Source organism: Serratia montpellierensis, from assembly GCF_020858655.1.
Taxonomy (GTDB): Bacteria; Pseudomonadota; Gammaproteobacteria; order Enterobacterales; family Enterobacteriaceae; genus Serratia; species Serratia montpellierensis.
In genome coordinates this window covers 212,019-224,209 of record NZ_VOSN01000013.1, presented here as the reverse complement: position 1 = coordinate 224,209, position 12,191 = coordinate 212,019, and the positions used below count along the sequence as shown (strand labels likewise).

Annotated in this window: 9 protein-coding genes and 2 pseudogenes; 5 read left to right on the top strand and 6 right to left on the bottom strand. The window is 60.9% G+C overall.

Features of this window, described 5'->3' with window-relative positions; genetic code table 11:
* Positions 1-16: 16 nt before the first annotated feature.
* Positions 17-1,271: pseudogene (locus FUU19_RS12865) on the bottom strand (ABC transporter substrate-binding protein).
* A 465-nt stretch (positions 1,272-1,736) separates the two neighbouring features.
* Between FUU19_RS12865 and FUU19_RS12860 the strand changes: the two are divergent.
* The 4 genes and pseudogenes from FUU19_RS12860 (at position 1,737) to FUU19_RS12845 (ending at position 6,958) form a co-directional block, all read left to right on the top strand.
* Positions 1,737-3,407 carry a DUF4091 domain-containing protein gene (locus FUU19_RS12860; RefSeq protein ID WP_230489888.1) on the top strand — a complete coding sequence of 557 codons (1,671 nt, stop codon included), beginning with the start codon at positions 1,737-1,739 and terminating at the stop codon, positions 3,405-3,407.
* Positions 3,408-3,562: 155 nt separating this feature from the next.
* On the top strand, positions 3,563-5,284 hold the full coding sequence (olsF, locus tag FUU19_RS12855) for an ornithine lipid synthase OlsF (RefSeq protein WP_049295692.1): 1,722 nt from the start codon (positions 3,563-3,565) through the stop codon (positions 5,282-5,284).
* A gap of 101 nt (positions 5,285-5,385) precedes the next feature.
* Entirely contained in the window at positions 5,386-6,168 is a 783-nt protein-coding gene (locus tag FUU19_RS12850) for an N-formylglutamate amidohydrolase (RefSeq protein ID WP_230489886.1), read from the top strand.
* A gap of 76 nt (positions 6,169-6,244) precedes the next feature.
* Positions 6,245-6,958: pseudogene (locus FUU19_RS12845) on the top strand (flagellar brake protein).
* A 43-nt stretch (positions 6,959-7,001) separates the two neighbouring features.
* On the opposite strand, the gene pdxY reads toward FUU19_RS12845, so the two are convergent.
* Genes pdxY through FUU19_RS12830 form a run of 3 tightly spaced genes read right to left on the bottom strand, consistent with a single transcriptional unit; the run spans position 7,002 to position 8,815 of the window.
* Positions 7,002-7,844, bottom strand: coding sequence for a pyridoxal kinase (gene pdxY / locus FUU19_RS12840; protein ID WP_230489884.1), 843 nt, complete (start codon positions 7,842-7,844; stop codon positions 7,002-7,004).
* Between the two features lie 3 nt (positions 7,845-7,847).
* On the bottom strand, positions 7,848-8,564 hold the full coding sequence (locus FUU19_RS12835; protein WP_141968633.1) for a glutamine amidotransferase: 717 nt from the start codon (positions 8,562-8,564) through the stop codon (positions 7,848-7,850).
* Positions 8,561-8,815, bottom strand: coding sequence for a hypothetical protein (locus tag FUU19_RS12830; protein ID WP_141968635.1), 255 nt, complete (start codon positions 8,813-8,815; stop codon positions 8,561-8,563). The genes FUU19_RS12835 and FUU19_RS12830 overlap by 4 nt, the downstream gene beginning before the upstream one ends.
* Positions 8,816-8,881: 66 nt before the next feature.
* Between FUU19_RS12830 and FUU19_RS12825 the strand changes: the two genes are divergently transcribed.
* Positions 8,882-10,186: an aminotransferase class I/II-fold pyridoxal phosphate-dependent enzyme gene (locus FUU19_RS12825; RefSeq protein WP_230489883.1), complete on the top strand. Its 1,305-nt coding sequence runs from the start codon at positions 8,882-8,884 to the stop codon at positions 10,184-10,186.
* Here FUU19_RS12825 and FUU19_RS12820 read toward each other — a convergent pair.
* Together FUU19_RS12820 and pbpG are read right to left on the bottom strand one after the other, a co-directional pair.
* Positions 10,183-11,169, bottom strand: a complete 987-nt coding sequence (locus tag FUU19_RS12820) for an MsnO8 family LLM class oxidoreductase (protein ID WP_230489882.1) — start codon at positions 11,167-11,169, stop codon at positions 10,183-10,185. The genes FUU19_RS12825 and FUU19_RS12820 overlap by 4 nt on opposite strands.
* 139 nt (positions 11,170-11,308) lie before the next feature.
* Positions 11,309-12,145, bottom strand: coding sequence for a D-alanyl-D-alanine endopeptidase (pbpG, locus tag FUU19_RS12815; RefSeq protein ID WP_230489881.1), 837 nt, complete (start codon positions 12,143-12,145; stop codon positions 11,309-11,311).
* Positions 12,146-12,191 lie beyond the last annotated feature (46 nt).

Here is a 12,191-nt window from a genome sequence, read left to right as displayed (position 1 = left end):
CGCCGCGGTGGGGCGATTACTGCTCCATGACGCGCGCGATCTTCTTGACCGATTTGTCCATTTCCTGCTTAGCGTCCGCGCCCATAAAGATCTTCTTCAGGCTGGCTATCCACATGTTCTGCCACTTCGGCGTATTGGTGCCGGCGGTGGGGTAAGCTTGGGTCACTTCAAGGGTCTGGATATAAGGCGAAACGTCGACTTTCTGAATCTGCTGCGCCCAGACCTTGGCCGCCGTCTTGTTGGCCGGGATCACCACCTTGGCCAGCTCCGCCTGCGAGGCTTCGCTGCTCATGAAGGCGATATATTTCCAGGCGGCCTGCTTATGGGCGCTTTTGGCCGACATGGCGAAGGCCAGGCTGTGCGCCACGCCGGACTGGCGTTCAATTTTCGGCATCATCACCACGCCGATGTGGTCGTTGATCAGCGGGTTATTGGCGAACGGTGCCGCCAGCCAGGAGCCGGCATAGACCATCGCGGCGCGGTTGGACTGGAAGATGTTCTCGGTTTTGACTTCGCTCATCTGCTGGGCGCTCGGCATCAGGCCGTCTTTCATCATGCCCTGCAGCTGCTGGTAGACCCAGATGGATTTGTCGTTGGCAATGTCGGTGGGCTGGCCGTCTTTCGGCACGATGTGATTGCCGTTTTGGAACAGCAGGTTCATGTAGCTGTCCTGGCCGTCGATGCTGAGATCCATCACCAGCGGGAAGGCGGCGCCTTTCAGCCCGCTTTTCAGGGCGGTGGCTTTGTTTTTCAGATCGTCCCAGCTCCAGTCGCTGGTGGGGTAGCTGACGCCGGCCTGATCGAACAGTTTTTTGTTGTACCACACGGCGATGGAGTCGACGTCGCGCGGAATGGCCATCTGTTGGCCGTCATATTGGTAGGCTTTCACCGAGCTGGCGACCACGTCATCCAGCTTAAGGGCCGCTGTCCTTAATATAAGGCACCAGCGGCTCCATAATGCCGTTTTTGGCATATTGCACAAAATAAGGCATATTGATCCAGAATATATCCGGCGCCACGCCGCCGGCAGCAGCGGAATCCAATTTAACGAAATATTGTGCAGAGGGCGTTAATTCTATTTCTATTTTTATATCCGGATTGGCTTGTTCAAAGCGTTTGGCGATCTCCTGTTCGGCGGGTAATTGGTTTCTGTCCCAAACGGCATAGCGCAATGTTATTTTATCTGCGGCGTGGAGCAGGGTGGGTAATAATAATGCGCTGGCAAGAATAGAGTGCGCCAGCAGGCGGCCGGTATTTTTTATCGGTGACATTGCTTTCCCCTCGGTGAGCGACGAATAACGTTTTTCGCAACGTAAATTCTTTCTATCCCTTAACTTTCAATGTGTCAATACACCCCCGGACGCCCAAAAATGGGGCGTGAATGTTTCGTTGTTGTTAAAATCGAAAGGCTTTCACGGCCAAGTGAAAGGTAGGTTTGTTCACATTTCGTTAACGTATTGATGGGCTTTCTCCCTGCTGTCGCGGCATTTAGCGGCCCTCGCAGGCATAGGAATAACTGATAACCCCTGCACCATAATGGGGATTAAAAACATTTTTATTGTGCAAGCATCAGCTTCTTTCATTTTTGTGATGTAAATAAACAAAAAAATCGGCTTGCGGTAGTCAAAGAAGGGCGTGGGAACGATTTTTATTACCGGCTATTGTCTGTGGCGATAAAAGGCGCTAGCCTGAATTTCACCGTGTTTATTCATTAAAAATAAAGAGGGCCGAACATCATGCGCCTGTCTCTGGTATTTACCCATTGCCTGGAGAAAGTATTTCATCGCCACAGCGTGCCACCTATTTCCGTGGAGGAACGGCTGAGCGGGTTAAATAACGAGGTGCTTTCCTGGCAGGCGGTGTACTGTTTGCAAACGCCGGGTAACGAAACCCGCCATGAGTTGTGTTATCAACTCGACGGGCCGCTGGCGGAGTATATCAGCGTGCGCCAGGTGCAATCGGTGCCGAGCGGTTTTCCCTGTTATCGCGAGACCGACGAGAATTACCTGACGACCGAGCCGGGGTTATTTCCCGATCCGCTGATACCGCTGCCGCAACGGCGTTTTTTCGCCGCCTGCCGCTATTATGGCAGCCTGTGGCTGACCCTGACGCCGCCGGCCGACGCACAGCTGGCCGGCGACTTTCCGTTGACCCTGCGGCTGCTGGATGCGCAAACCGGAGAAGCGCTGGCCGAGGCCACGCTGACGCTGCATCTGGTGCCGGCGGCGTTGCCGCCGCAAACGCTGTTGCATACCGAGTGGCTGCATACCGACTGCCTGGCGGATTACTATCGCCTGGCGGTGTTCAGCCCGGATTACTGGCGCGCGGTGCGCAACTTTGTGCGCTGCGCGGTGCATGCCGGCGTCAATATGCTGCTGACGCCGCTGTTTACGCCACCGCTGGATACCGCCGTCGGCGGCGAACGCACCACGGTGCAGCTGGTCGGGGTGACGCGTTCGGCGCAGGGGTATGGCTTCGATTTCAGCCGCCTGGCGCAGTGGGTGGCGTTGGCGCAGGAAGAGGGCATCGAGCACTTCGAAATCGCGCCGCTGTTTACCCAATGGGGCGCGGCGCATGCGCCGAAGATCGTGGTGGAGGAGCAGGGCGAGGCGCGACCGCTTTTCGGCTGGCACACCGATGCGCAGGGCGAGGCGTATCAGCGTTTCCTGCAGGCGCTGCTGCCGGCGTTGACCGCCTGGTTCCGCGAACGGGGGCTGGAACGGCAGGTGTGGTTCCATGTTTCCGATGAGCCGACGCTGGACAACCTGGCGGCCTACCGGCGCGCCAGCGCCGCGCTGCGGCCGCTGCTGGACGGCTTCCGCACCTTCGACGCGCTGTCGGATTTCGCTTTCTATCAGCAAGGCCTGGTGGAGACCCCGGTCGCCGCCACCGATCATATCGAGCCCTTTATCGAACACCGGGTGCCTGGCCTGTGGGCTTATTATTGTTGCGTGCAGAAGACCGAGGTCGCCAACCGGTTCTTCGCCCAGCCTTCGGCGCGCAATCGCATATTGGGTGTGCAGCTGTATCTGTATCGCATCGCCGGCTTCCTGCATTGGGGATTCAACTTCTATAACAGCGCCCATTCGCGCGAACGCATCAACCCTTATGCCGTGACCGACAGCGGCCATGCGTTTCCTTCCGGCGACCCGTTCGTGGTCTATCCGGGCGAGGATCTGCAGCCGGTGGAGTCGCTGCGTCTGCGGGTGCTGCACCAGGGGCTGCAGGATATGCGCGCGCTGCAGCTGTTGGAGAGTTTGACCGACAGGGCGACGGTGGAGGGGCTGATCGAACGCGAACTGGGCATGCGCATCACCTTCAAGCGTTATCCGCACCAGGCCGAGCCGCTGTTGCGCCTGCGAGAAGCGGTAAACCGCCGCATTGAAGCGTTGCTGGCCCCGAGGTGAGGTCAAATGGGGGCGAAAATGCGTCTTTCGCTCCCAAATCGCCATTACTTTGCTATACCTGATAGTCGATGGATTCATTTTATTGTCATGTAACTGACACGTCAGAGTCACGGCTCTGGCTTAAGTTTGCAGCGACTACGTCAGGAGATAACGCGATGTTCAGCCTGGATTCTCTGTTGCAAGATGCATTTCCACACCGCAATACCCCTGCCTGGCAGCGCAGCCTGCTAAGAACCCTTCTCTTCGAAAAAGAATTCAAACAGTTCGCCGCCGACTATCCCCACCTGAAAGGGCTCGATCTGATCGAGCAGGTGGTGGACTACTTCAACCTCAGCTGCGAGCTGGTGGACGGCGATCTGGAAAATATCCCGAGCCAGGGGCCGGTGGTGCTCGTGGCCAATCACCCGATCGGGTCGCTCGACGGCCTGGTGCTGCTGCGTGCCGTCGCGGCGGTACGTCCGGATGTGAAAGTGGTGGCCAGCCAGCTGCTGACCTACATCGAGCCGCTGCGCAACCTGTTCGTGCCGGTGGATAACGTCGCTTATAAGACCAGCCGCAAACAGATTGAAGGCATGCAGCAGCAGTTGGACAATCAGGGCGCGCTGATCCTGTTCCCGGCCGGCGAAGTGTCGCGCATGAGCCCGAAAGGCATCCGCGACGGCCACTGGCATACCGGTTTTCTGCGTCTGGCCGCCAAGGCGCGCGCGCCGATCGTGCCTATTCATATCAGCGCGCGCAACAGCAACCTGTTCTACTTTACGTCGCTGGTCTACCGTCCGCTGTCGACGCTGCTGCTGGTGCGCGAAATGTTCCAGCAGCGGGGCGGGCGCATCAAGATCCGTGTCGGCGGCCGCGTGCCGTTCGCCAACTGGCACGACGGCCACACCAGCGCCAAGGATCTGGCGGAGCGTTTTCGCCGCCACGTCTATCGCCTGGGCCAGGGTAAGCCGGGGCTGTTCGCCAGCGAATCGCCGATCGCGCTGCCGGAAGAGCGTCTGGAGCTGAAAAAGGCGTTGGCGAACTGCGAACGGCTGGGGGTCACGCCGGACGGCAAAACCATCTACCTCTATCGTCGCCACGATGAAGCACGCACGCCGATCCTGCGTGAGCTGGGGCGCCTGCGCGAGATCGCTTTCCGCGCGGTGGGGGAAGGTTCCGGCCGCCGCCGCGATCTGGACAGCTACGACGACGATTACTACCACCTGGTGCTGTGGGATGAGGAGGAGCTGGAGATCGTCGGCGCCTACCGTTTTATCCCCACCGCCGAACAAATCGAACGCAAAGGGCTGGAAAGCATCTACAGCAACAGCCTGTTCCACTACGACCGCGATATGGAACCGATCCTGGCGCAGGGCATCGAGCTGGGGCGCAGCTTCATTCAGCCGGCCTATTGGGGCAAACGCGGGCTGGACTATTTGTGGCTGGGCATCGGCGCCTATCTGTCGAAATACCCGCAGTACCGCTATCTGTTCGGCCCGGTGTCGATCTCCGGCGGCATGCCGCTGGCGGCGCGCGATTTGCTGATTGCCTTCTACCGGCTTTATTTCTCGCCGGATCACGCCTTCGCACAGTCGCGTCGGCCTTATCCGGCGTCGCTGCCGCAGGTGCTGGCGCAGTTTGCCGGGGACAACTACCAGGAAGACCTGGTGCGGTTAAAGAGCCTGCTCAGCAACATCGGCTGCTCGATCCCGACGCTGTACAAACAGTACACCGAGCTGTGCGAACCGGGTGGGGTGCAGTTTATCGACTTCGGCACCGATCCGGCGTTCAACAACTGCATCGATGGGCTGGTGCTGGTGGATACCACGCGGCTCAAGCCGTCGCGCTATCAGCGTTATATCGCGGTGCACCAGCCACAGCCAGCCGAGACGGCATGATCGGCGTCTGACTCATGCCTTTTTGATCTAAGTACGACCTTGGGGCCGGCGACGGGATGGCGTTACGATAACCGTTTTGCTTTCCACCGCCGGAGCCTGTCATGCCTCACTCGTTTATCCCGCCGCTATTGTCCGCCGATGAACCGCCTGCCGCCGCCGTTGAAATCCCGCATGGCAAGGCGCCATTTTTGCTGCTGTGCGATCACGCCGGCAAGACGATACCGCGATCCCTCGGCGATCTCGGTTTGCCGCCGGGGGAGATCGAACGCCACATCGGTTGGGATATCGGCGCGCTGAGCGTGTCGCGCCATCTGAGCCGCCAGTTGGACGCCACGCTGATTCATCAGCGTTACTCACGGCTGGTGATCGACTGCAACCGGGCGCCTGGCATCGCCAGCTCGATCCCGCCTTTGTCCGAACTGACGCCAATCCCCGGCAATATCGGTATCGACGCCGAGCACGCGCTGGCGCGCGAACGCGAGGTGTTTTTGCCGTATCACCACGCCATCGACGATCATCTGGGGCAATGCCAACTGCGTGAATTGCCGACGGCGGTGATCGCCATGCACAGCTTTACGCCGGTGTTTAAAGGGGCATCGCGCCCCTGGCAGGTGGGGCTGCTGTTTAATCGCTACCCGGAATTTGCCCATCTGCTGGCCGAACTGCTGCGCGAAGAAGGGGATTTGCAGGTGGGTATTAACGAACCTTATGCGATGACGGACGCCACCGATTACACGTTGCCGGTTCATGCGGAACGCCGCGGTTTGCCTTACGTCGGCATCGAAATTCGCCAGGATCTGATCGCCGATGAACGCGGGCAGCAGGCGTGGGCGAAACGTTTCGCACGCCTGTTGCCGCAGGCCTGGCAACGCTGGCAAATTTGACTTTAGGAATATTCCCAGAGATGATAACCGTAAGGAATACGTAAGACGTCATTAGAAAAAAAGTCAGGAGAGACGTGTGGAGCACAGCGATAACGGACTGTTTATCAAACGGGAGCGTTTTGAAGTTCTGGCGATTCTGCGTGAAATTTGCAAACAACGCACGCCGCTGCGCGTAGAAAATCAGCAGCACCGGTTTCAAAGTCTGTTATTGAGCGTCGGGCCGGACAATATCGTGTTTAGCGGTGAGGAAGCCTCGAGCGCCATCGACGGCGCCTGCACCATCGTGATTGAAAGCCACGACGCTAAAATCTAGTTTTCCGTCGGCCAGGCGGAGCTGACCGAACATCAGGGCGTCCAGGCCTGCTCGACCCGTTTGCCGCAGGAGCTGGTCTATATACAGCGCCGTCGCCAATTCCGCATCACTACGCCGCACTGGCGCCAATTTTTCTGCACCGGCGAATACCCGGACGGTACGCCTTATGAGCTGCGGATCCACGATCTGTCCGCCGGCGGCGTCGGTTTGCGCTTCGACGGCCCGCTGCCGGATTTCTTCCAGCCGGGCTTGCAGTTCAAGAAAGCGGAGCTGGATCTGGGCAGCTACGGCAGCTTTAAGGTCAACATGGAGCTGGTGGTGGTCAACGACGATCAGGAAACTGACGACAACGACCAGGTGGTACACTTCTCGCGCCTGTCATGCCGCTTCCTCAAGCTGGGGCTGGCGATGGAGCGCAAAATCCAGAGCGCGGTGTTCGCCTTCGAGCTGGATTTCAACAAAAAGAAAAAACGCTGATAGTTATCAGGGGCGGCACGCTGCCCCTGACTCTCCACCGGCCTTACGGCTTTAACGCCCGCAGGCTGCCGATCTCTTCCCAACCGAAATGCGCCGCTTCGGCCAGGACGTCGCACACTTCGCCGCCGGCGGCAATCACTGCCGCGTCGAGTGCGGCGCCGTGCAGCAGATGGCTCACCAGCAGTGCGGTGAACAGATCGCCGGTGCCTTTGACCGCCGATTTGACCTTCGGATGGGTAAAGCACTGCGCTTCCTGCCGGGTGACCAGCATTAAGCCGACTTCGTCTTGGTGTTGCGCCACGCCCGGCGCGCTGGTGACCAGCACCCATTCAGTGGTGTCGTTCAACAGCGCCTGCGCAGCGTGTTGCGTCTGCTCTCGGCTGCTCAGAGCGCGCCCGCACAGCTGCTCCAGTTCGAAACCGTTCGGCGTCAGGCCGTTGGCCAGCCGCAGGAACGGCGAGCGATAGCAGTTGACGATGCGCTCATCCACATAGATCCCTTCACCGTAGTCGCCCATCACCGGATCGATATAGATCTTTATCTGCGGATTGAGGGCGCGCACCCGCTGCAGCCAGTTGGCCAGAATATGGCACTGCATCACGTCGCCCAGGTAACCGACGATCACCGCCCGGGTGCGTTTCATCACGCCGCGGGCGATCAGATCGTCGAGAAAGCCGCCGAACCACTCGCCAGAGATGACGCCGCCGTGCGGTTTGCCGTAATAGGGCGGGCAGCCGAACAGCACGCTGGGCACCTGCAGCGCTTCCAGCCCCTTTTTCAGCAGGGCGCGGTAGGCGATGCCGTTGCCGACGCTGCCGTAGACCACCTGAGATTGAATGCTGATCACATCGATGGACGGTGACCGCAAGGGGGAAGCTTGTTGCATGAGTTACATCCTTGGTTCGTTGTTATCCAGCCAGCGTGCGAACACCTGGCGCGCACGCTGTTCCAGCGGTGCACCGTGGCGCGCCGCCTGTTCACGCAGGGTCTGAGGCGCGATGCCGGCCAGTTCCAGCTCGCAGGCATGGCCAATCAGCCAGCGTTCGATATCGCGATGATCCGCCTCCAGATGGAACTGCAGGCCGAGTGCGAAACCCTGATAGTCGAAGGCCTGATGCGGGCAAAGCGCCGTGCCGGCGAGACAACGGGCGCCGTCCGGGATCATGAACATATCCCCGTGCCAATGCAGAACCGGCGTGTCGGCCAGCGGCGCCAGCACCGAATCCTCTTCCATCGCCGGCATGGTCAGCGGGGCGAAGCCTATCTCTTTCACGCCGAGCGAGATAACCTCAGCGCCCAGCGCCTGAGCGATCACCTGTGCTCCGAGACACACCCCGAGGGTCGGCCGCCGCTGCGCCAGGCGCTGTTTGACCAGCGCCAATTCATGGTCGAGAAAATCATAGCGCTGCTCACCGGAAAAGTGCTGGGCGGCGCTGATCGGCCCACCGAGTACCACCAACAGATCGGTCTCTTCATTATTGATAGCACGAATATCATCGCGACCGGCATCGTAATAGTCGATCTGATAGCCGCGCAGCGAGAGCAGGGAACCGAGGATGCCCAGATTTTCAAAATTGACGTGCCGAATGGCGACGGCTTTTTTCATTGTTTAACCTCGCTCGCGTGAGTGAAAGGGGCCAGCGCCAGCGATTCGCCCAGCACGGTGATGCCCTGCGCGCCGCTCTGGTAGATGATGCGGCGTTCGCTGACCTGGCTGAGCTGGACCTGATAACCCTGCGCGGACGGGAACAGCGCGCACGCCTGCTCCAGCTGATCGGCTGCCCAGGGGGTGAACAGCTGCAGGCGGGCAAAGGCTTTTCCTGCATACTGAATGTCGAGCACGTAATGTTTATCCATGGAACCCCTTACTTTTGGCCGCAGAAGCTGCTAATCTTATTTGAACTAGTACAAAAGGATTTATGTATGAATTCATTGTATGCAAAAGGTGGCGGCGCTGTCCAGATAGCCGAGCAGATCGTCGCGCGCATCAAAGACGGCGCGCTGCGGCCGGGCGAGCTGTTGCCGCCGGTACGCCAGCTGGCGGCGGAGCTGGAGGTCAACCCAAATACCGTCGCCAGCGCATACGCCCGATTGCGCGATGCCGGTCTGGTGGCGACGCGTGGGCGGGCGGGAACGGTGGTGCTGGAGCCGCCGCTGGCGGCGGTGAGTGCGGCCTATACGCCGCGTCAGGTGCCGGCGGGGATGTGCGATCTGGCCAGCGGCAACCTGGATGCCGCCCTGTTGCCGGCGTTGGCGCTGGGCGCGGCGGAGGTGTTTCCGCAACAAAACGGCTATGACATCAGCGGCGATCTGCCGGTCTTGACCAGCCTGGGGCGTGAGTGGCTCGGCCGCCAGGGCGTTACCTTGGGGGAACCTGCGGTGTTCTCCGGCGCGCTGGACGCGATGGAAAAGGCGCTGCGCAGTCATGCCCAGCCGGGGGCGGCGGTGTGGGTGGAAGATCCCTGCTGGCCGCCGCTATTGACGCTGCTGCGCCACCTGCGTCTGCGGCCGCTGCCGCTGGCGGTGGATGAACAGGGCTGTCGGTTGCCGGAAAGCGGGGTGGCCGGGGCGGTGATCCTGACGCCGCGTGCCCATAATCCGACCGGCGCCTCGCTATCCGCGCAGCGTGCGCAGCAGTGGCGAGGTTTTCTGCGCGACAACCCGCAGTGTCTGGCGATCGTCGACGACTTCTGGGGGCCGCTGTCGCAGCAGCCGCTGCATCTGCCGTTCGACGGCGATCGCGGTTTGTACGTGCTGTCGCTCAGCAAGTTTCTCAGCCCGGATCTGCGCATCGCGCTGGCCAGCGGCTGCCCGACATTGCTGCAGGCGATGCGCGCCGATCAGTACATCAGCGAGCGCTGGGTCAGCCATATCTTGCAGCAGATTGCCGCCAGACTGTGGGAACAGGCGTTGCAGGAAGGGCAATTGCAGCGGGCGCAGCAGGCGTATCAGGCCAGGCGTGATGAGCTGGTGCGGCGTCTCAACGCATTGAACCACACGGCGCTGGCGGTGGGTGAAGGGCTGCACCTGTGGTTGCCGGTGCAGTCAGAAACCGCCGCCGCGCAGCTGATGGCGCAGCGGGGATGGTTGGTGCAAGGGGGGGAACCTTTCCGCCTGAAGTGTGGCCCGGCGCTCCGCGTCAGCCTGGCTAACGTCATGCCGGCGCAGTTGGCGCCGCTGGCGCAGGATCTGGCCGACGCCATGCGGGCCAGTGCGGCGATTAACTAGGCCGGCGTCAGGCTCTCCTCCGCCAGCAGCTGCAGTGAGGTGAGCCGGGCGATCGGTTCGCCGATCGGCGTGTCGATGATGAACTCGTCCACGCCGTACCGCTGCTGCAGCTGCGCCAGCTGTTGATGCACCTGCCGCGCGGTGCCGAGCAGGATATGGCTTTCCCGCGGCTCGATGCGGTAGTCGGTGGCGCCGGCCTGCTGCACGAAGCTCTCTGCCTGCGCCAGACTGCCGACGGTCACGCTCTGCTCACCGGCCACGTGCACGCGGTATTGTCGAATATCGGCCGCCAGCGCCTCAGCCTGTCCCGCGCTTGGGGCCACGATCGCGGCCACCGCCAGCAGCGCCTTGCGGCCGCCGCTCAGTGCGGTGTAGTGCGCCAGCGCCTCGCGGATATCTTGCGGATTGCCGTTCAGGTGCGCGGCAAACACGAAGGCCCAGCCGGATTCAGCCGCCAGCGTCGCGCTCTCTTTACTGGCGCCGAGCAGAAAACGCTGGGCGGCGTGCGGCGGCAGCGGTGTGGCGCTCAGGCCCGGTTCGGCGTCGTCGTTCAGGTAGGCGGTCAGCTGCGACAGCTGCTGCGGGAATGCCGGTTTGTTTTGTCGGTCATGGGCGGCCTGCAGCGCCTGGGTGGCGAGCGGCAGCCCGCCGGGCGCTTTGCCCACCCCGAGATCGACGCGCCCCGGCGCCAGCGCCGCCAGCAGGTTAAAGTTTTCGGCCACCTTGTAGGCGCTGTAGTGTTGCAGCATCACGCCGCCGGAGCCGATGCGAATGCGCGACGTCTGGCCGAGCAGGTAGCCGATCAATATTTCCGGCGACGGGCAGGCGAGCTGCGGCGTGTTGTGGTGCTCAGCCAGCCAGAAACGCCGATAGCCCCAGCGTTCCGCCTGTTGCGCCAGATGCAGCGTGCGCGCCAGCGCCTGGGCGGCGCTTTCTCCGTCGGCGATCGGACTCTTTTCCAATATGCTCAAGGCATAAGCCATTTTTCCCGCTCCTTTCCTCATCAGATATACCTGACAAATACCATGCGGGCGGCGTGCGCCTTAATACTGATTGGCGATAGGATATTCCATTGATCCAAAACGAATTTGGATATGCGCATAACGGTAAAGCGCTGCGATGTTATCCCTCGAGCCAGGCCTTCAGACGAATGGCGTCACGGTAGTGGCCGTAGCGCGGCTGCGCGCCGAGCAGGATCATCACCACCGGCTGCCCTTTGATGGTGGTGCGCATCACCAGGCAGTGGCCGGCCTCGTCGGTAAAGCCGGTTTTCTGCAGCTGAATCTGCCAGGCCGGGTTATTGATTAAGCCATTGGAGCTGCGGTAGACCAGCTGGCCGCGGCCAGGGCGCACGATCTGCTGCTTGTCGGTGCTGAAGTGGCGGATCGACTGATAGCGATAGGCGTGATTGACCATCTTCAGCAGGTCGTTGGCGGTCGCCACATTGCGCGGCGTCAGCCCGGTCGGATCGTAGAAGCGGCTGCGTTTCATGCCGATGGCGCGCGCTTTCTGGTTCATTTTCGCCACGAAGGCCTTGCGCCCGCCGGGATAGCTGCGGCTCAGCGCCGCAGCGGCGCGGTTCTCCGAAGACATCAGGGCGATGTGCAGCATGTCGCGGCGGCTGAGTACCGAGCCGATGGTCAGGCGCGAATGGGTTTTCTTCAGCAGATCGCGATCGGCGGCGGTGACTTTGAGCTTGCCGCCCATCGGGCGTTTGCTGTCCAGGGCGACCATGGCGGTCATCAGCTTGGTGATCGAGGCGATCGGCAGCACACGGTTCGGCTGCTTTTGATAAAGCGTTTTTCCGGTACGCTGATTGACGACCAGCACCGATTTGGCATTCAACACCAACGGCGGCGGGGCAGCATGGACGGGCGCCAACACGAATAGCAGGCTGAACAGAAGAGCGGCGCCGAAGCGCCGGGCGGGCAGACGGAGAAAAGCGTGAGATAAAAGCATAGCGACGGCAATAATGACCCTAAGTGATTAAAAAATATCAAAAGAG